Origin of the sequence: Alcaligenes aquatilis (assembly GCF_003076515.1) — a bacterium.
Classification (GTDB): Bacteria; Pseudomonadota; Gammaproteobacteria; order Burkholderiales; family Burkholderiaceae_B; genus Alcaligenes; species Alcaligenes aquatilis.
In genome coordinates, this window is record NZ_CP022390.1 from 1863163 (window position 1) to 1882237 (window position 19075).

Annotated in this window: 18 protein-coding genes; 3 read left to right on the plus strand and 15 right to left on the minus strand. The window is 55.9% G+C overall.

Translation table 11 applies throughout. The features are described 5' to 3' along the window. Complete coding sequence (locus tag CA948_RS08605; protein WP_108727796.1) at positions 1-621, plus strand: GNAT family N-acetyltransferase; 621 nt, start codon at positions 1-3, stop codon at positions 619-621. After that, on the plus strand, positions 611-1783 hold the full coding sequence (locus tag CA948_RS08610) for a vWA domain-containing protein (RefSeq protein ID WP_094197390.1): 1173 nt from the start codon (positions 611-613) through the stop codon (positions 1781-1783). Before CA948_RS08605 ends, CA948_RS08610 begins: the two co-directional genes overlap by 11 nt. Positions 1784-1938: 155 nt before the next feature. Here the strand turns inward: CA948_RS08610 and CA948_RS08615 are convergent, their stop codons facing one another. From CA948_RS08615 to CA948_RS08685, 15 genes are all read right to left on the minus strand, one after another. Continuing rightward, a complete protein-coding gene (locus tag CA948_RS08615; RefSeq protein ID WP_108727797.1) occupies positions 1939-2583 on the minus strand; it encodes a DUF2968 domain-containing protein in 645 nt (214 codons plus the stop codon). 136 nt (positions 2584-2719) lie between these two features. Continuing rightward, the gene (locus CA948_RS08620) at positions 2720-4123 is read right to left on the minus strand and encodes a sigma 54-interacting transcriptional regulator (RefSeq protein ID WP_094197392.1); all 1404 of its coding nucleotides are present in this window, start codon (positions 4121-4123) and stop codon (positions 2720-2722) included. A 20-nt stretch (positions 4124-4143) separates the two neighbouring features. Beyond that, the gene (locus CA948_RS08625) at positions 4144-6216 is read right to left on the minus strand and encodes a pilus assembly protein TadG-related protein (protein WP_094197393.1); all 2073 of its coding nucleotides are present in this window, start codon (positions 6214-6216) and stop codon (positions 4144-4146) included. Positions 6217-6249: 33 nt separating this feature from the next. Beyond that, positions 6250-6738 (minus strand): DUF3613 domain-containing protein, encoded by a 489-nt coding sequence (locus tag CA948_RS08630; RefSeq protein ID WP_108727798.1) that lies wholly within the window; start codon positions 6736-6738, stop codon positions 6250-6252. A 25-nt stretch (positions 6739-6763) separates the two neighbouring features. Continuing rightward, entirely contained in the window at positions 6764-7762 is a 999-nt protein-coding gene (locus tag CA948_RS08635; RefSeq protein WP_108727799.1) for a tetratricopeptide repeat protein, read from the minus strand. Positions 7763-7767: 5 nt separating this feature from the next. Then, positions 7768-8748 (minus strand): type II secretion system F family protein, encoded by a 981-nt coding sequence (locus CA948_RS08640; protein WP_108727800.1) that lies wholly within the window; start codon positions 8746-8748, stop codon positions 7768-7770. Positions 8749-8757: 9 nt separating this feature from the next. Further along, the gene (locus tag CA948_RS08645) at positions 8758-9681 is read right to left on the minus strand and encodes a type II secretion system F family protein (protein ID WP_094197397.1); all 924 of its coding nucleotides are present in this window, start codon (positions 9679-9681) and stop codon (positions 8758-8760) included. Further along, the gene (locus CA948_RS08650; protein ID WP_094197398.1) at positions 9682-11016 is read right to left on the minus strand and encodes a TadA family conjugal transfer-associated ATPase; all 1335 of its coding nucleotides are present in this window, start codon (positions 11014-11016) and stop codon (positions 9682-9684) included. A 27-nt stretch (positions 11017-11043) separates the two neighbouring features. Continuing rightward, positions 11044-12321, minus strand: a complete 1278-nt coding sequence (locus CA948_RS08655) for a CpaE/TadZ family protein (RefSeq protein ID WP_230017650.1) — start codon at positions 12319-12321, stop codon at positions 11044-11046. Positions 12322-12338: 17 nt separating this feature from the next. Further along, positions 12339-13673: a type II and III secretion system protein family protein gene (locus CA948_RS08660; RefSeq protein ID WP_108727801.1), complete on the minus strand. Its 1335-nt coding sequence runs from the start codon at positions 13671-13673 to the stop codon at positions 12339-12341. Positions 13674-13757: 84 nt separating this feature from the next. Further along, the gene (gene cpaB / locus CA948_RS08665; protein ID WP_108727802.1) at positions 13758-14711 is read right to left on the minus strand and encodes a Flp pilus assembly protein CpaB; all 954 of its coding nucleotides are present in this window, start codon (positions 14709-14711) and stop codon (positions 13758-13760) included. Beyond that, positions 14711-15199 carry a TadE/TadG family type IV pilus assembly protein gene (locus CA948_RS08670; RefSeq protein WP_108727803.1) on the minus strand — a complete coding sequence of 163 codons (489 nt, stop codon included), beginning with the start codon at positions 15197-15199 and terminating at the stop codon, positions 14711-14713. The genes cpaB and CA948_RS08670 overlap by 1 nt, the downstream gene beginning before the upstream one ends. Then, entirely contained in the window at positions 15196-15735 is a 540-nt protein-coding gene (locus tag CA948_RS08675) for a TadE/TadG family type IV pilus assembly protein (RefSeq protein WP_238988670.1), read from the minus strand. The genes CA948_RS08670 and CA948_RS08675 overlap by 4 nt, the downstream gene beginning before the upstream one ends. After that, positions 15717-16220 carry an A24 family peptidase gene (locus CA948_RS08680; protein WP_108727804.1) on the minus strand — a complete coding sequence of 168 codons (504 nt, stop codon included), beginning with the start codon at positions 16218-16220 and terminating at the stop codon, positions 15717-15719. Before CA948_RS08680 ends, CA948_RS08675 begins: the two co-directional genes overlap by 19 nt. A 69-nt stretch (positions 16221-16289) precedes the next feature. Then, a complete protein-coding gene (locus tag CA948_RS08685; protein ID WP_108728734.1) occupies positions 16290-16496 on the minus strand; it encodes a Flp family type IVb pilin in 207 nt (68 codons plus the stop codon). Between the two features lie 677 nt (positions 16497-17173). Between CA948_RS08685 and CA948_RS08690 the strand changes: the two genes are divergently transcribed. Then, positions 17174-18931 (plus strand): ShlB/FhaC/HecB family hemolysin secretion/activation protein, encoded by a 1758-nt coding sequence (locus CA948_RS08690; protein WP_238988671.1) that lies wholly within the window; start codon positions 17174-17176, stop codon positions 18929-18931. Positions 18932-19075: the final 144 nt, after the last annotated feature.

Here is a 19075-nt window from a genome sequence, read left to right on the forward strand (position 1 = left end):
ATGCAAACAAGCGCTTTTTCCCAGCCACTGGCTCCCTTGACGCTGCAAGGATGGGGCGTGCGTCTGGAGCCTTTGCAACTGGCGCATGTGAAATTGCTGGAAGCGGCTGCGGCCGATGGCGAACTTTGGAATGTGCGTGTGACCAGCGTCCCCGCCCCCGGCCAGACCCAGGACTATGTCAATAAAGCTCTGGACGGTCTGGAACAGGGCCATATGCTGCCCTTTCTGGTATGGGACCTGAGCACAGACCGAGCTGTCGGCACCACGCGTTATCACGACATTATTGCGCCAGTGGGCCGCCTGGAAATCGGCTACACCTGGTATGCTCGCAGCGCCCAGCGCAGCCACGTCAATACCGCGACCAAGCTGCTCTTGCTGCAACATGCTTTCGAGACCTTGGGAGCTGGCGTCGTAGGCTGGCGTACCGACCACCTGAACTTCCAATCCCAGCAAGCCATCACCCGCCTGGGAGCTCGTTTCGACGGACGAGTTCGCCACCATGCTATGCGCCGCGACGGCACGATACGCGACACCCTGTTCTACAGCCTGATGGCAGGCGAGTGGCCGGATGTCCGCGCCCACTTGCTGGACAAACTAAGGCAGCACGGCCATGTTGCTTGATTTCTTCTACCACCTGCGCGAGCGCGGCCTGCCGGTTTCCATTCAGGAACACCTGACGCTGCTGGACGCATTGTGCAAAGGGATCATGCCCCCCACGCTGGACGATTTTTACCATCTGTCCAGACTGGTGCTGATCAAGGACGAAACCCTTTACGACCGCTTTGATTTGGCCTTTGGTGAGTTCTATCAGCCACAGTTGGAGGCGCTGGCCAAGGACAAGACCTTGCCCGAGGACTGGCTACGCAAAACACTGACCCGCAACCTGACACCTGAACAGAAAGCTGCATTGGAAAAGCATGGGCTGGAAAAACTGCTGGAGATGTTCAAGGAACGTCTGAACGAACAGCAAGGGCGACATGCGGGCGGCAGCAAATGGATTGGCACGGGTGGCTCCTCACCGTTTGGACATGGTGGCTATCACCCCGAAGGGATCCGTATCGGCGGCCCCTCTGCAGGAAACCGTACCGCCATCAAGGTCTGGGAAAAGCGCGAGTTCGTGGATTACGACGACCAGCAAGAGCTGGGCACACGCAACTTCAAAATGGCGTTGCGACGCCTGCGCCGCTTTGCCCGCCAGGGCGCCCCCACCGAGCTGGATCTGGACAGCACCATACGCGAGACAGCTCGCAATGCCGGCATGCTGGATCTACACATGCAGGCCGAGCGACAAAACCGGGTCAATGTGCTGATGCTACTGGATATTGGCGGCAGCATGGATGACCACATCGCCCAGGTAGAATCCCTGTTCTCGGCTGCACGCTCTGAATTCAAGCACCTGGAAGCGTATTACTTCCATAACTGCGTGTATGAATCAGTCTGGCGGAACAATGCTCGCCGTCAAAGCGAGAGGCTGGATACCTGGGATTTGCTGCGCAAGTACAACGAGGACTGGCGCATCATTATCGTAGGCGATGCCACCATGAGTCCTTACGAGATCATGGCTCCAGGTGGTTCTGTTGAGCACTACAACAAGGAAACCGGCGCAGCCTGGCTGCAAAGGCTGAACGATCACTGGCCACGTATCGCCTGGCTCAACCCGGAACCGCAGGCTTATTGGCCGTATCGACAATCCATCGCCATCATTCAGAACCTGATGTCCGACCATATGTACCCCGTTACCAGCGCAGGGCTGGAAGAGGCGATGCGTTACTTGTCGCGCTAAACAACCACCTTCTGTTCGACGACGGACAGGAAATCAACACCCGAGGCGCCAAAGACAAGGGCATAAGGTCAGCCAAGGGCGCTTTCCCTTCAGACATAAAAAAACCCGCACAGTTACAAAACTGCTGCGGGTTTTTCATCACGCTTTTCAAGCCATCAACGCCCTTTCTGACGCTGCAACATCCCAGCGCGCTGCTTCTCCAACTCATTGATCTGACGCTGCAATTCACGCAGCTGCTCACGGGCTTCACGTTCCTGCTCGGCCAGAGCCTGAGCTTCACGGCGGGACTCTTCACGCTGGGCGATGGCCAAAGCTTCTTGCTGACGCTGCAAAGCCAGATCGTTTTGCAAAACAGTCAACTGGTCCGCGCTTTCATTCAATTTCTTTTCAGCATCAGCCACTTCGGCCTGCAGCTTGATGCGCTCCAGATCAGCGGCGGCATAGTCTACCGTGTCCTGACGGTACTGGGTGTACATACGCTCGGCCAGGGATTCGTCGGTGGTCTTGAACACACGCCAGAATTCACGCTGCTGAAACAGGGCCACGTAATACGTCATGCTCTCGGCAGAGAACAGCAAGCTGGCACCAAAACGACCGTTATAGGCGGTACGCAGCTCTTGGACGGCACGCGCCTGAATCAACTGCTGCAACTGGGCCACTGTGGTGTTCTGATAGGCCGGAGCCGGAGCGGGTGCCGGTGTAGGGGCCACTTCCGGCGAAGCGACAGGCGCCACTTCCTGGACATCTTGCTCTTGAGTTTGCGCCACTACAGGCCGCTCTGGCTCCTGCACCAAAGACATCGAGCTGCACCCTGACAATAAAAAAAGTCCTCCCAAGGACAGCAACGCCGCCGTCTTCTGACTAAGGTTCACCATACCCATCCCTTGATAATCCATTTTTTTGTGTTTAGCTTGATACACAGAATCAGCCCGTATTCTAAACGCGCGTTGTCGCATCTTGTGCCTTTATGTTGAATTTGCGCATCTTTTCCCACAAGACTTTGCGAGAAATTCCTAATACAGCAGCCGTATCCTGGCGTCGCCAGTTCTGCGTATCCAGAACATTGATAATGCGAGCGCGCTCCTCCTGCTCCTGCGCACTCAGACTGATGACCGGCTCGGGCCGCTCCAAAATAGGCGCCCCTTCAGGCAAAGCCATGGCCGGAGCCATCACCGGGGCGTTAAAGCGTTCCAGCACTTGTCGCAGTTGTACCGACTCCCAGGCACCGAACTGTTTACTCATGACAGCAACACGTTCAACCAGATTAGCCAGTTCCCGCACATTACCGTTAAAGCGCATGTTGCCTACGGCATCCAGCACCCATTGCGGAATATCTTCAACGTCACACTCCAGCGCCTGTTCCAGCAAGGCGCAGAAAATAGCGATCTTTTCCTGAGAGCCGCGCTGCTCCAGGTTCGGAATCAGCAGCTCAACCACGGCCAGACGGTAATACAGATCAGCGCGAAACTGACCCTGCTGCACCAAACCCAAGAGGTTTTTATTGGTGGCCGCGACCATACGAAAATCGACCGGGATCTGTTGCGTCGACCCCAGGCGCGTCACGCAGCGCTGCTCCAGAACGCGCAGTAGTTTGACCTGTTGATGCAAGGGCAAATCCCCGATTTCGTCCAGGAACAGGGTGCCTTGATCTGCCTGCTCGAAATAGCCTTTATGAGCGCCAATTGCGCCCGTAAAGGCCCCTTTCGCATGGCCGAAGAAATGAGCCTCGAACAAACCCTCGGGCACTGCCCCGCAGTTCACCGGAACGAAAGGGCCTTGGGCACGTGAGGAGCGCTCGTGCAACAGTTGGGCAATACGCTCTTTACCCACGCCTGTTTCGCCATGAATCAGCACACTGGCCCCGCTATCGGCGTACATATCCGCCTCAGCAATCAAGGCTCGCATCACAGGCGAGACGGCAACTAATGGCTGAGGGCCACCCTGCCCTTCACGCTCGACCTGTGCGGTCAAGCCGGCCAACTTGGCAACCAGGGTACGCAACTCGGCCTGACTGAAAGAAAGCGGCAAAGTATAGGAGTACGCCGACGGGTAAAAACGGGGGTCATAGCCCCGGTTCTCCGAAGCGACCCAGATCACCGGAATGGCATGCTCAACCAGCCATTGGTGCTGCTCAAAACGCCCCTGGGCCATCACACTGACAGACACCAAAGCAACCGCATGACGCGTGGGATGACGCTCGGCGTCCAGCACCAAGGAAGGCTCTACGCGCATGACCGCTACCGAACTGGGCTCCATGGCACGCTCAGCGCGCGTCACCAGATCGGAGCTGCCCTCCCAGACGTATAAAACAGGTTCATTACCCATAAAGCTGACACTCATTGCTGTGTTCGCCTCCCGCCCTATTGCACCAGATAGGCAGTACCACACTGCACATCGTGAAGTTTCACATCAGCCTCGACCAGACTCAGGCCCAGCAGCTTTAGCAACCCCTCCAGCAGCGCACTCAAACCTTGCAACACAGGGTCCAACAAAGCGACGACCAGACTTAATACGGCACCGACCAGGTTGGAGTCTTTAAAGACCAATACCTCGACCGCACCTGTCCGGCACTCGCGCATCGCTTGCTGACCACCAATACCACCGATCACGCAGGCCAGATCACTCAAGGGCGCACCCAGCAAGGTGGTCAGCAAATTATCGACAAAGCCCAGAGTTCCGCCCAGCACACCAATTAAGCCGTTCTGGCTCATGGTTCGAGACAATTGCTCCATGCGCTCCTTGGACCAGTTCATCTCGTTCACAACAGCCGACACTGATCGACCTGCCCCATCCCCCACCAGACTTTCTGCCATCTGACGCTTGCCGGATGCACCGCTCCATGGGGTGTTCAACAAATCACCAAGAATGCCGGAAAGAACGGCATCAGAGAGCAGACGCACACTACGGGACAGGTCCAGTTGAGTGGCATTGACAGTCGCTTCCGAAGGCTCGCCCGGAGGTGCCGTCAGCGTCACGTGAACCGGATCTTTGGTATCAATCAGGGGTAAGGTCACTTTGGCCGTCAAGGGCAAAATACCCAGCACGTTAATGATGCGGTGACGCTGAATATCCCCAAAGGACTCATCCTTGCAACTGTTGCTGGTCGAGAAGAAATCCGAATGCGGAAATTTGCCCAGACACACGTTCACCAAGGAGGAACTGACCGCAATGGTGGCCTGATTCTCGGCAATCGGAGCGCGGCAGATATTCACCAGTTCGCCAGAGGCCTGGGACAATTCGATAATGACCGGCAGGCTGACTTCCGTCCCCAGGATTTTCAAAATCGGGCCTGCCAGCGGAATCTTGGAGGTATCCAGATTCAGATAAACACGTACACCTGCCGAATTCGCTTTAGTGCCTACCCCGCCCATGGCAATACTAGGCGGCTCTACGATCCGTACTCGCAAATCCAGGGCATTATTGAACATATCGGTCAAACCGGCTGGCAGCGCCGTCAGGTTCAGATCGATCAGGTTCTGACCATTGGCCACCACCAAACCGGTGTTGACCAATTGCAGCACATCCAGATTCACATTCAAGGCCGACAGAGGATCCACACCATTGATCAGGGCCAAGATACCGCCATCCCCCAGCAGCTTGATCGGCAAATCCAGGGGGCCGACACCCAGCAGCAAGCGAATATAGTCCTGTAAGGCGCCAACATCCAGACCCAGTGTTTTTTGCTGATCCAGCAAATCCAGACTGGCACTTAGCAAATCAGCCAAGGTCAGTTGTTCCAGTTGCGCCAACTCCTGCGGCGTTCCGACACCGGCAATGACAGTGGCAGGCAATCCCAGGGCTTTCAACAAACCGGAAGGCGTAATTTTGGCATTGACCAGACCGGCTGAGTCCAGCACCGTCAATTGATCCGGACGCAGACCTACGCCGCGCAGCAGGTTATAGACCAGGCCATTGCGTTTTAAGGACAGCAATCGACTGCCCACGGAAAAGGTCGCAACCGGCTCGCTGTTCTTGGCAGTGGCAACCGCTTCGATCACCGAGGAGGTGAAAAAGGGAAACAAGGAAGGGGGTTGATAACTCAAGTGGACGCGCACCGAGTCAGCGGGCAAGGCCGGCACGAAGCGCTGGGTCGGGTCACTTTGGTTGCTGTTCCATTGACCACAAAGGACTTTGGCGCCATCGCCCGTCAAACCCGCCGCAGGCGAATCGGGTTGGCTACGCAGGCTGAACCTGGCCATGTTCTCACCTTGCTGACAGCCCAGTGCATCCCCAGAACCCAGGGCCTGCGCCCCCGCCAAGGCAGCCAGGTCAGCCGCGTTTTGCAGCCCCCGCTTCACATGGAAGTTATGTCCCAGGTGCGCCGCCCCCAGCAGCACCAGCCCCACCAGCAAAGCTGCAGCCGCAGGCACAATAATGGAACCTTGCTGCTTGTGTGCCTGCTCGTTTTGGGTTCGAGTTATTCCCCATTTCATCTCGCTCTCCTGGCCTGCTCCAGCCCTATAGGCTTAATCACTACTGTTTGTTTTGATGCGTTCTTTCATGTACTCAGGAATGGGATGCTTGAAGCTGTTCAAGTAACGCTCCCACACCAGATTGGCTGCGGCTCCGTGCACGGGCAAGGCCTTGCCTTCCCGGTCCGGGTCGGCCTGCATGCTAAGTAGGCTGCGGGTATCAGGGCCCACCTCGATGCGTGGTGGGATATGGCGACGCTCGTTCTGCACATGCACAGGCAGGCCTTCCACTTCAGGCCAAGGATGTACTTCCTCATCACTCAAGCGGTACTTCTCGTAAGGCTGACGTTCAGCGGGCACTGTTTCCGCCACCGGAGCGGCCGGTGTATGCACACCCTGATTGCTGGCTGCTGCCGGGCTGGTGCTGACCGGGTAGGTGCTGGTGCCTGAAACCATGGTTCCAGTCAGCGGAGCTTGTGTCTGCGCCCAGGCACTACTGGCCATCAACAAGGTGCAGCAGGCCAAAATGCGGGATCGGTTCATTGCGATATCCTTGAAAAAACGGCAATCAATTCATTGACGAGGACACAGGGCCCAGGCTCTCGAGCAAGGGTCGGTTCAAGCCCGCTTGCGTGGAGGAAACCACAACAGAGGCGGGACGAGCCACAACCTGACGCTGAGGCTGAGCGGATCGATTCAAGACCACTTGATCCGCTGCCACCGAGGGGGCTGAGCTCAATGCCACCGCCTGAGCTCTGGCCTGCTCATCCTTTGCAGCCGCTGCCATGCGCAGCTCTTGGTGTTTCTGCATTTGCTGACGCGCATGCAATTGCTCTAGTTCCTGCCCAATTTGCTCGGCCATCTGCACAATGGCTTGCTGGGTTGCCGGGTCCATACCCGCCTGCTGCATCACAAAATCTGCCCGCTGCGTCTCCTGGCTAACCAGCAGATACAAGGCCATATTGCTCAAGATCTTGGGATTGTCCGGGGCCAGTTCTGCGGCCTTGCCCAAGGCCAGACGTGCTTCCTGGGGGCGGCCGGAACGCAAGTAGGCATAGGCCAGATCGCTTTGGACAATCGCGTTCGTAGGGTCTTGCTGAGCGGCCTGTTTCAGAAAATGGGCGGCCTGATCAAAGTGCTCTTGCGAACCAGCGATCAAACCCAAGCCTTGATAGGCCCTCCCGGCCACTGGCGTATTCAACAGAGCCTTAAACGTATGCGCGGCTTGTTCCAACTGCCCGGTTTGACGCTGCGCCTCGGCCCGCAACACCATGACCTCTGGATCGGTGCCGTATTCTTTTTCCATGGCCTCGGCATAGGCCAGGGACGCAAAGTAACGTCCCTGCTTCTGCGTCTCTTGCAGCATGCGTACCGCCATCTGCTTGTCGGTGGGCTTGCGCTTTTCCCAGTGCTCAATCTCTTTGCTCTGCAAAAAGGCTTCCTGCTCCTGTTGCTGACGCACCAGCTCGTAAGCCGAATCCGTGGTGGAGCACGCCACCAGCAAGGTACTGCCCAAACCCAGTGCAGCCCAGCGCATTACGGGACGAATCCATGTCGACGTTTTCATTAAAATCATCCTCCGGCCACTTGGCTCAAGCCACGGAACAAGGCCAGAAAACCCGACCCTGCAGTAATAATCAACAAGGCAGGCAACAAAGTCAGCACCATGACGCCCGTCATCTTCACCGTCAATTTGCCCACTTTGGCCTTCAGCTCCAGACGACGCTGCTCGCGCAAGCGCACACCGAAGCGGTGCAAGGGTTCTTGCATGGCACCGCCGTGCTGATCCACCTGCACAATCAGGCGGCAGATCACGGCCAGATCCTCGTTGGTAAAGCCGCTGGCAATCCGCTCCAAAGACTGCTCACGAGTACGGCCACGGGCGTATTGCTCAACCGCAATGGTCAGCTCGGAACCCATAACGGGAATCACGTCATGAAATTCACGCTCGATGGTGTGCAAGGTCTGGTCCATGGACAGGCCCACGCCTTGCAACAAACGCAGCAAGTCCACAAACAAAGGCAGCTCGGCAGCGATACGCAAACGACGCTGCGAGACGCGGCGTACCAGCCACCATTTGGGTAACATCCAGCCCAGGGCAAAACCAATGAACACGGACACAAACGGCACATACTCATTTAGCCTGCGCGTCATGGGCAGCAAGCTGAACAAGATGATCAGGAAAATGCTCAGGCCCACTCGACTCAAGACGAAATACTGCCGCGCCACATCAATATGCTTGAAGCCAGCATTCATGACGAGCACGCGATCTTCTTCACTAAGCAGGCTGGATCCGAAGCGCCCTTTAAGCCAACGCTCCCCCAAACTGCCTGCCTGCATCTTGATCTGTTCCACCGTTTGACGAGACTGGCTAGGCGCCTGCGACGTATGCGCTGCACCTTTCAGGCGTTCATCAACGACCTGGCTTAAACGCGTGGCTTGCTGACGCTGCTGCCAATGGTGGTGAAACCACAAAGCAAACAGAATCAAGCCTGCCAATGCGCAAGCCACGGCTCCCCAGACCAGAACGGTTTGTGCTTCCAAGGCCATCATGTCTTGCTCCTAGACATTGCGTGCCATCCAATACAGCCAATAACAACCCACACACTGCAGGACTGCTGCGAACAACAGCATGCGAAAACCCACCGGGTCATTCCACATCGTCAGGAACAGCTCGTTATTGAAAATCAGAATGTAGACCCCGATCAGGATCGGCAATAAAGCCAAAATCCAGGCGGACAGGCGTACTTCAGCCGACAAGGCGACCAGCTCACTGCGCGCATTTTCCCGGTCACGCATGAAACCCGCCATACGTTCCATGGTCTGGTCACTACGGCCACCAAAACGCATCGCTACGCTGATAACGGCAGCCACCAAAAACAGCTCATGCAAGCCGTGTTGGCGCGACACCGCACGCAAGGCCACATCCAGATCCTGACCAGACCGATGCAGGGAGTTGGCATCCTGCAACACCTGGCCCAAAGGTTGCGGCGTGTTGTCAGCCGCACTTAAAAAGGCCGCGCCCATACTGTTACCGATGGTGATCAAGCGAACCATCAGATCCAGAAAGTCCGGAATCTGCGAAACGATTTTGCGGTGACGCTTATCGCTGCGAAACCACAAAAAGGTATAGGCTCCCAGCACCGTCGCAAGCAGCATGGCGCCCCCCGCCACAGGGCCAACCAGCACCAGCAAGACAGCAGGCGGCACCACGATGCACAGCAAAAGGGTCAGATAAAAACGCTGCGAGGGCCGAATCCCGGTGCGCAGCATGAACTCACGCCACCCTTTCGGTGCGCCCAACCAGGCATCCTGGGTGCCGGGCTGTACCCGTACGCTGCTCTGTACCGCCGGGCGCAAAGCCAACTGCTGCTCCAGAACGTGGGCTGAACGCTGTGCCTGCTGGTGCTGGGCACCTTTGGCCCAAAGCAGCAACGCCCCCAGCATTAAAATCACAGCCGCCAAAGCGATATACAACGCCATCATTTAGCGTCTCCAATCCCAAAAACCACCGCCTTCTTTAGGCGTGTTTTCCTGGGCCTGAACTTGCTCGTTAGCCAGTTGGTCGCGATACTGCAGCAACTTGCGGGTATGCGGATGAATGCCCAGGCTGACCCAACGATCCTGTTCGGTGCCATCGTCCAGCACATAGGATTCGTGGCGATACAGCTCTTGCATGGCAATCACGCCATCGCCCATGCCGGTCACTTCGGTAATAGACAGCACCCGGCGCTTGCCGTTGGGCAAGCGACCAATCTGAATAATGAAGTCCAGCGCACTGGCAATCTGCCGGCGCAAGCTGTCTTCACTACCCTGGAAACCCGCAAAACCGGCCAGCATTTCCACTCGATATACACATTCACGCGGCGAGTTGGCGTGGATTGTGGCCATGGAACCTTCATGGCCGGTGTTCATGGCCTGCAGCATGTCGATGACTTCGGCACCTCGCACCTCACCCACCACCACCCGGTCAGGACGCATACGCAGGCTGTTACGCAACAGTTCACGAATCGAAATCTCGCCACTGCCGTCATATCCTGCCTGACGCGCTTCCAGACGCACCACATGCGGGTGGTTCAAGGCCAGTTCGGCGGTATCCTCTACTGTGACAACGCGCTCGGTCTTGGGGATGTAAAAGGCCAGCGCATTTAGCAAAGAGGTCTTGCCCGAGCTGGTCCCGCCAGAAATCAAAATATTGCAACGCGAAGCCACGGCCGCTTGCAGCAAGCGGTCAACCGGTTCGTCAAAGGCCCCCAGGCGCAGCAAGTCTTCCGGTTTGAGCGGATCCTTGCGGAACTTGCGGATGGAGACCATGGGGCCATCCACCGCCAAGGGGTGAATGACCACGTTCAGGCGACCACCATCGGGCAAACGGGCATCGACCATCGGAACCGACTCGTCCAACCTGCGTCCCAGCGGAGCCAAAATACGACGCACAATGCGCAGCACATGCTGATCGTCGGTAAAGCCGCTGGGTTCACGCCCCAGAACGCCACCACGCGACACAAACAGCTTGTCGTAGCCGTTGATCAGAATATCTTCGACCCCAGGATCTTCCAGCAGATCCTCCAAAGGCCCCAAACCCGCCAGTTCACGAGTCAGCGCCTGCACGATCTCGCGCACTTCCTGTTCGTTGACAGGCACCCGCTTCAAACGCACAAAGCTGGCTAATTCGATACCCACAAAATCCTGAATGGCCTGCCGTGTCCAGCGGCCAAACTCGGCTCCCAACTCCTCGATGCGAGCCAGCAAATGTTCATGGGCCTGTTCCCGAACCTGAATCAGGTCGGGACGACCACCGAGCAATGAAGTATTGTTCATGCTTTACTTTTCCATGCTTGGGCCTGTTCAGCCCCCGAACCTGAATTTCAACCGTCCCAAAACCGAACTGACCTTGTTTTGTGACAGCCCCTGCCTGCGTCCCGTCAGCCCCGATGCCAGACTTTGCAAGGCACGGGTATACGGGTCCTTCTCATCCACTTGCACCAAAATCTTGCCCAGCCCGGCGCTGCGCATATGCCCAAGACGCCGATCCGGTAGAACGGCTGCCAGTTCCAGGCCAAAGCGCTCTGCAATGGCTTGCCCCGAAAAGCCGTAAGCCGGATCAAACTGATTGACCACCAGACGCACATTGGCCAGCGCATCGAACTGCGCACGCACAGCCATGAATTCCGCCAGGGATACCAGCGCTCCCATACTTTGGTCGGTTACCACCAGCACCTCGTCCACCAGCGACTCCAGTTCCACCAGAAAACGCGGATTAGGAAAGCCACCGGCATCAATGACCAGACAGCCCATGCGTTCACGCAAATAACTGCACAGGCCCAGCGAATCCTCCAGACTGATCTGATTCAAGGTGTTCACATCGGCGGGCAAAGACAGCAGGTTCAAACCGCTACTGTGCTGCGCCAGCGCCGAGTGCAGCATGGTGTCGTCCATGCGATGACGCTGCGAGGCGGCCTGAATAAAGTCAAAATCCGACCCCAAGCCCATGTACAACGCACAGTCTCCGGTAGGCGCTCCCAGATCCAGCAAACCCACCCGCTCGGTCAGCGGCACCAGCTCAATCGGTAAAGGCTTGGCCGAAGACACACCGCGAACTTCCTTGCCCACGCGATTCATCTCTTGCTGCAAGAGCCAGGCCAGACTGCTGGCGGCGGTGCTGCAACCGACGCCAATACGCGCGCCCATCAACAAGACACTGCGAAAAGGCTTGTCCAGCAAAGGGCTATGCTGGGCCTGCCCCAGTTTTTCTATCAGCACCTGCAACTGATGATGCAGGTCTTCAGTCGTATCCAGGTTCAGGAACTCATTGGCACCCGCACGCAAGGCATTCACAGGCCCCTGCGGCACCGAGGCCCGTCCCACCGCCACACGCTGCACACTGGCATCGAGTCGGGCCAGGCCGCGCACCAAAGTCATGACCGGTCCGTTTTCATCCCCATGCTGTCCATGCACAAAGTCAAAAAACACCAAAGGTTCTGCTTGCTTGGCCAACTCCCGGCGCAAACTCTCGGTCGTGGGCTCAATCGCCCTTACCGTCAGCAAGCCGGCGGCTGCCGTATTGATCATCACAGCCAGCTCGGGGTGCTCTGTACACAAGAGATATTCCCGATATCGTTGCACGTCACCACTCCACGCGCTTAGCGCGAAAACCCTGGCATCTGCTCGTAACCATGACGGCCCAGCAAGAAGTAGCCCCAGGCATTGGGTGCGTCATCCAGCTTTTCCTGACGACCACCCGGCAAGGCAATCGTGGCACCTTTCTGGATAGGTTTGATCAGACGGGGCGTGACGACAATGACCAGTTCCAGCTCTTTCTGGCTGTACTGCACGTTACGGAAAAAACTGCCAAGAATCGGCAGATCACCCAGGAAGGGGATCTTTTTGACGGCGGCTGCGGTTTGGCGCGACACCAGGCCACTGATGATGTAGCTCTGGCCATCACCCAGCTCGATCGTGGTATCGGCACGGCGGGTGCGCAGGGAGGGCATCACGCCGCCACCGGGCATTTCCACCACACGTGAGTAATCCAGATCACTGGCTTCCGGGGCAACCTTCAAGGCAATACGTTCGGCAGACAGCACGGTTGGCGTCACCGTCAAACCAATCCCGAAAGGCTTGTATTCCACCGTGGTCGTTCCCAAACCGCCCGAGCTGGGGATAGGGATTTCGCCACCGGACAGAAAGCTGGCGCTATGGCCGGACATGGCGACCAAAGTCGGCTCGGCCAGCACACGGGCCAAGCCATTTTGTTCCAGCAGATTCAAGGCCGCACTAAAGTTGCGCGAGTTATACGCCAGACTCAAACCGCCGCTTAAAGCCTGAGGCAGCAAGTTCACCCCGCCCGACCAGGGTTTACCGCCAATGGCATTGGCACTCAGGCCGATGTCCTTCATCACTTCACGGGAAACCTCCACCACTTTGACTTCTACCTGCACCATGCCACTGGTGCTGACCTCGGACAGGTCCAGCACATCCGCATCCGGGCCGGAGCCAGAACGTGCTGCGGCCATGGCATTTTGATGATCCAGCAAAGACGGACTACTCCCCGTAATCAAGGACTGCTGCCCGGCACTGGAGATCTGTGCCGACAGAGGGCTGCCCGATTGCGCCAGTTGCTGCTGCACCTGGCTGGTCACTTCAATAGTCCAGCGATCCGGGTTGGTGCGACCCGGCATCCAGACACGCAAATCCGCTGTGCCTGCGCGCTTGCCAATCAGCAGAACCTCGCCCCGCTGTCCGGCCGACGCAGACAGGATCTGCACATCCGCCACACTTTCATCGCTGATCGCCACACGCTGCGGCACTTGCGACAAGCGCAAAACATCCTGATCGTTAGCGACCAGGCGAATCACCTTCTGGCTGGCGCTGGTCTGCGTCGTTTGTGCCATGGCTGGAATCGGTGCCAGACCCAACAAGCAGAGCGCGTACCAGCACCCCAAACCCAGACCCGCTTTTTTGATTTTCTGTCTCATGTGTTTAATCCATGCTGCCTTGCGTCGCTTCCCGTCAGCCCCCACAGCTTGGCTGACCCGTCCCCACAACAAGATGTGTATTGCTTAATACTGAATGACCTCTAAACGGCCCCCGCGGATGACTTCCGTGCGGCGCGGCGGCGCCGCATACGGTTCACCATTGGCTTTGGCTCGTGCCTGAACCTGCTCTTTTTCAGTCTGGCTGATGGCAAACTCGCGCAAGCCCAAACCGGCCATCGCACGGTTTTCCGGCAATTTCAAGGCGTCGCGTTGATCCGCGTCCAGCCCCGCACGCGCTGGAATCAAGCCCGCAAATTCGGGGAATAAAGAAGCATCAGGCAGGTTTTCGTCCTGGGGCGCACGCAAGACCAATTGCAGGCCGCCGCTGCGGCTGGCCAGCAAAAGCTCATTGACCGACTCCACAGGGACCGCCAACATGGCATGGCGGGCTTGGGTCTCGGCACGATTGTTGGTATTGGCTTGCACCGGATCCGGCCCGGACAGCGAGGCACCGCCGTAGGCCAGCACGCGCACACGCGGCATCAACAAACGGGCTTGCGTGTCGTTGACCTCGTTACCACTATTGAAGGTGATGAAAATATCAACCAGATCGCCCGGCTCCACCCTATGACTGGCGCCGGTAATGACATCAATGGGGATGGTAACGGCACGCTCGCCATCCTCCAGATAACTGGCCAGGCTTTTGGCGATGAAACTACTGAGCACCGGCTGGCCCTGGCCCAAATCAAAACGCAAGGTTTTGCCGGTCAAGGCCTCCAAGTTATTGAAAGACTGAGCGGGAGCGGCAGGCCACTGCGCCAGCTCCAGGGCATCGGCCTGCAAGGTTTCCCCGGCTTTCACATCTCGTTTGACCAGAACCACCGCCTGCAAGCTGGCCGCAGGCTCTGTGTTTTGCGTGCTGACTACTGGCTGGATGACCTCGGGTTTGGGCTTCATACCCAGGTACAAGGCAAACGCAACCAGCACGGCTGCGATCAGCAATAAAAGGACTGCTGCCCCCTTCATAATGCCGCTCATTAATGTGGTCTCCGTAGTACGAGTAATGTCTTGGCGCTTAAGCTGCGCAATGGATCTGCCTGATCTTCTTCAGGTCTGAGCAGATCCAGGGTTTGAGAAAGGATTCCGGGTTCAATATCCAGCGTCAGGGAAAGCTGGGCGCAGTCGTACTGCGGCTCCGAGGTACAGGCCTGGGACTGAACATCCGCACTAAGATCGCCAAACCAATGCAAAAACGCATCGCTCTTGGCTTGGCCCTTGCCATAATCTTTCGCCAGTACGTCATTCAAAAAGGGGGCAATTTCATCCACGGTTTTGACGTGCATCGTCACTTGCCGGGAAAGGTCACCGACCAGATGGCTCATTTTCTGCTTGGCCAAAAACAAAGAGCTAAACGTGATGATGCCGCTGAAGATCAGCAGTAGAACCCCCACCATCAAGGCGAATTCGATAGCAGCAATGCCTTGCTGGTGCTGCGTGGCAGGCAAGGACTGGGCTAACCGAGTCATGGCGTGCCCCCCATTGCGCCCACTTCGCCAGCGACCAGCAAATTAATTTGCGCATTGCCCTTTAATTGTTCGGGCACCACCAAGGCAAACAAGGTATCGGGAGCGAAACGGGGAATCAGCGGGGCTTGAAGATAGTCGTACACAATGCCAACACGCAGCTCTTCACTATGCAAATCCGTGGTGATGCGTACATGCTCACTGCCCACCCAACTGCTTAACCACTGCACCTGATCGGCAGCCACTGCCTTGGCGCGATCCGCGCGTGCCTGCAAACGATCCGGGTTAAGCATAGGGCCGCCCGGCCCAGCACCTGGCTCAATCAGGGCAGCACGGGCACCGGATTCGGCCGCAAAATTCAAAGACTGCTGGGCGGTCATGATCAAACCGAACGTCAGCAAGCCATACATAAAGAGAAACAGCAGGGGAAAAACCAATGCAAACTCCAGCGCGTAGGCTCCTTGTTGATACTTTTTATCGACACCACGCCGTTTTGCGAATTGGCCCTCTCGTGGGGGCTTTATTGATTGTGAATCCATACCCACCCCATTGTTGCAAGGCATAACCAGGCCCCCAAAGGCACACTACGTGCCTTGACCCGGACGCCCGGCAAAGCAAATCCGTACTTACGTTCCAACGATGGAATCAGCACCAGTACCAAGGCATGCAAACCGGCCAATACCGTGCCAAACAACACCACCATGCCGGCTTCTTTCCACCCCAAGGCCAGGCCCAGCACCGCCATCAGCTTTACATCGGCTGCCCCCATCAAACGTAATAACCAGACTGGATAAAACACGATCAGGGCGGCTGCAAAACCGATCAAGGAGTCCCCCCAGCCCGCCACCCATCCCAAAGGAAGGCCATAAGACAGGCTGACAACAAGCTTATGCAGCAGAACCGCTAAACCATAAAAAACTAATAAGGCATTAGGGATTTTCCGTAATCTCAGATCGTTATAAATAATCTGAACGGAAAAGAAAAACAGAATAAAAACAAAAGAAAGATTAATTAAAACAGACATAAGCATCAGCCATTCAAGCTAAAAGGCACAGCCATTCTTGAATTGGCTGATGCTCGAACAAAACTACAATTAGGGCGTACCGCCTGTTCCAGGAGCTCCTGCGGAAGTACCACCCTTAATAGCATCAGAGACCGCCTTAAACATAGCTTTAAGATCTGTTCCTACAGCGGTCAGCGTAGCAATAATCGCCACAGCGATCAGCCCCGCGATCAGGCCATATTCAATAGCCGTTGCACCGTCTTCATCGTTCCAGAATTGCTGAAGTTGAGTCTTCATGACCGTCCCCATTTAAAAAGAAAAAACCACCCTCAATGGCGAGGGCTAGAGGCCCCTCGGGGCACAACACTTTGCCAAATTTGGCAACTTTCACCGCTAACTGTTATCAATTTTTGTATTTTTCAGATGAAATCATCTTAAACCCAGGTATGTCTATGTTTTTACTAGGGTTTACGTGTAACAACCGTTAAATACACAAACGAATTCTAGCCTAAAGATACGAAAAACGCATGATTGTGTATTTACAACAGCCAAATTCCCATGAAAAAAGGCTAAAAAACAGCTAATTTGAAACTTTTACTTACCTGTTTTGTGTCGAATCTTGTTAATGTTACCGTTTTTATCATTTCAAAATGAAACAGAACAAACGGAAACCCATTGTTGTAGAACACCAGGAATACAGCTTTAATTACTTGAAAGAAAGCGGTTTTTTTTCGATTCGTCGCTACCCACAAGGGAAAACCAGAACCCCCTTAAGTAAGCATGAATACAGTGATAAAGGACTGTTCGCTAACGAGCTAAATCATGCCTATTTTTTTTACGTTTCAGAATGTAATAGTTAACGCTTTTTAAAGCGGCAAGAAGGAATTCCCTGCTTTCAAACACCAAAAAGTGACAGCGAAGATAAACTACGGCACAGTAGAAAAAAGCGCCCGATTTCTAGCGAATACTCATTAATGAACATGAATCTCAAGCACCACTTGTCGCTGGCCCTGCCCAGAAAAAAAACCCCCGATATCATCATCAGCTTGGGTTTATGCATGGGTCTGGCCACAACAGGTTCAGAAAGCTGGGCAGACGCCCCCTTGCGGGGGAACCCGGTTGACTCTTTGCCGCCTATTAATGCGCCTACACCCAGCACCCGCACGCCCTCTTTACATATCCCGCCCGCAGCAGCCCAAAGTCAGTTGCAACAACAACTGCAACTGCAAGTGGTGGTGCGCAGCTTTGATGTCAGCGGCAGTCGCAGTATTCCTTTTGAGCAGATCACCGCTATTTTGGAACCCCTGGCCGGCAAAACACTGAGCATTGCCCAGTTGATCAATGAGGTGAACAAAATCACCGCCCTGTATCAACAACAAGGCTACCCGCTGTCCTTTGCCATCTTGCAGCAGCAGGACTTCTCGCAAGGACATATCAAGGTCACGGTGGTGGAGGGCCATGTGGGCAGTGTTCGTATTGAGGGCGATCCAGGACGCAGCCAGGCACGCATCGAACGCATTGCCCAGGCCATGGTGGATGAAAAGCCGCTGACCCAGCGCACGCTGGAGCGCACCATGAATCTGCTGCGTACCATCCCTGGCCTGAAAATCGATCCCAAGCTGGACATGCCCGTACGCACCGATGGCGCCTCTGAACTGCTCATCAATGCCCAGCACAAATCCTTCAGAGCCAATGCCAGTGTCGCGGAAATGGGCTCCAGCAAGCAGGCTCTGGTACAACTGAGCGCCAATAGCCTGACTCCCTTGGGCGAAGAGCTAAAACTGACCGCCGCCATTCCTACCCACTCCGAAGACGTCAAATATGTCAGCGGTAACCTGACCATCCCCCTGACCGGCAACGGCTTGAACCTGGAAATTGACGGTTATCACTACCGCTCCGAGCCGCGCGACGAAGTGCTGGAAAGCCAGGGCTGGAACCGTAAGGTCATCAACGAACGCATCGGGGCGGCGATCAGTTATCCCTTTATTCTGAACAATCAGCGCAGCCTTAAAGGCACAGCGGGCTTTTATGCCAGCCGCTCCCTGGACGATTACACCCACAAAACGCTGGATAATGTCTGGATTGAAAACACCACGGACGTACGCGCTCTGAAGGCCGAATTGCGCTATACCGATGCCTCGCCACGCCAATCTCGCGAGGTCAATTTCGGGGTATATAAAGGCCTGGATGCCATGGGCGCCCGCAAATCCCTGAACACCTATTTGCAGCGTGATGCCGAATCGGATCTGGATTTGGACTTCACCCGCTGGACAGCCTCTTTCAAACAGAACCTGGCTTTGCCAGGCCAGTTCGGCATGAGTTTCTCAGCCAGCGGCCAGTACAGCTCGAACGTCTTACCAAACTCCGAACAGATTTCTTTTGGCGCCTGGCGGCATGGCTATGGTTACCCACAAGGCGAACTGGCGGGCGACAAAGGCGTGGGCGCTACGCTGGAGATCAACCGACGCTTCACAAACTCTTCCACCTGGCTCAACAACATTCAGCCGTATATCGCCTATGACTGGGCGCGCGCCTGGTACAACCTGGACCGACTCAACAGCTACAACAACCGCAACCTGCGATCTGCTGCGATTGGGGTCCGGCTATCGAACAACAAGCATTATTTGTTTGACATCAATGTCGCCAAACCACTGGGAGATTTGCCGGTTAACTCCGATGAACGCAAGCTACGTTTAAACACTAACTTCCTGTTCTTTTACGACGGGTTTTAAACACGGCACCTGTTGCACAGTTCCCCCAAGGCCATCACAAGATGGCCTTTTTTGTTTTGCATTCCAACGAATTTCAAGCTCAGGTGTTACGAAAAACGTTACGTAACAGGAACGGAACACTCCACAAAAACAGCCTTCAACAAG

Coding starts and splice junctions, on each gene's coding strand:
- CA948_RS08605 (WP_108727796.1), top strand. CDS start 1: ATGCAAACAAGCGCTTTTTCCCAGCCACTGGCTCCCTTGACGCTGCAA.
- CA948_RS08610 (WP_094197390.1), top strand. CDS start 611: ATGTTGCTTGATTTCTTCTACCACCTGCGCGAGCGCGGCCTGCCGGTT.
- CA948_RS08615 (WP_108727797.1), bottom strand. CDS start 2,583: ATGTCTTTGGTGCAGGAGCCAGAGCGGCCTGTAGTGGCGCAAACTCAA.
- CA948_RS08620 (WP_094197392.1), bottom strand. CDS start 4,123: ATGAGTGTCAGCTTTATGGGTAATGAACCTGTTTTATACGTCTGGGAG.
- CA948_RS08625 (WP_094197393.1), bottom strand. CDS start 6,216: ATGAAATGGGGAATAACTCGAACCCAAAACGAGCAGGCACACAAGCAG.
- CA948_RS08630 (WP_108727798.1), bottom strand. CDS start 6,738: ATGAACCGATCCCGCATTTTGGCCTGCTGCACCTTGTTGATGGCCAGT.
- CA948_RS08635 (WP_108727799.1), bottom strand. CDS start 7,762: ATGAAAACGTCGACATGGATTCGTCCCGTAATGCGCTGGGCTGCACTG.
- CA948_RS08640 (WP_108727800.1), bottom strand. CDS start 8,748: ATGATGGCCTTGGAAGCACAAACCGTTCTGGTCTGGGGAGCCGTGGCT.
- CA948_RS08645 (WP_094197397.1), bottom strand. CDS start 9,681: ATGATGGCGTTGTATATCGCTTTGGCGGCTGTGATTTTAATGCTGGGG.
- CA948_RS08650 (WP_094197398.1), bottom strand. CDS start 11,016: ATGAACAATACTTCATTGCTCGGTGGTCGTCCCGACCTGATTCAGGTT.
- CA948_RS08660 (WP_108727801.1), bottom strand. CDS start 13,673: ATGAGACAGAAAATCAAAAAAGCGGGTCTGGGTTTGGGGTGCTGGTAC.
- cpaB (WP_108727802.1), bottom strand. CDS start 14,711: ATGAGCGGCATTATGAAGGGGGCAGCAGTCCTTTTATTGCTGATCGCA.
- CA948_RS08670 (WP_108727803.1), bottom strand. CDS start 15,199: ATGACTCGGTTAGCCCAGTCCTTGCCTGCCACGCAGCACCAGCAAGGC.
- CA948_RS08675 (WP_238988670.1), bottom strand. CDS start 15,735: ATGGATTCACAATCAATAAAGCCCCCACGAGAGGGCCAATTCGCAAAA.
- CA948_RS08680 (WP_108727804.1), bottom strand. CDS start 16,220: ATGTCTGTTTTAATTAATCTTTCTTTTGTTTTTATTCTGTTTTTCTTT.
- CA948_RS08685 (WP_108728734.1), bottom strand. CDS start 16,496: ATGAAGACTCAACTTCAGCAATTCTGGAACGATGAAGACGGTGCAACG.
- CA948_RS08690 (WP_238988671.1), top strand. CDS start 17,174: ATGAACATGAATCTCAAGCACCACTTGTCGCTGGCCCTGCCCAGAAAA.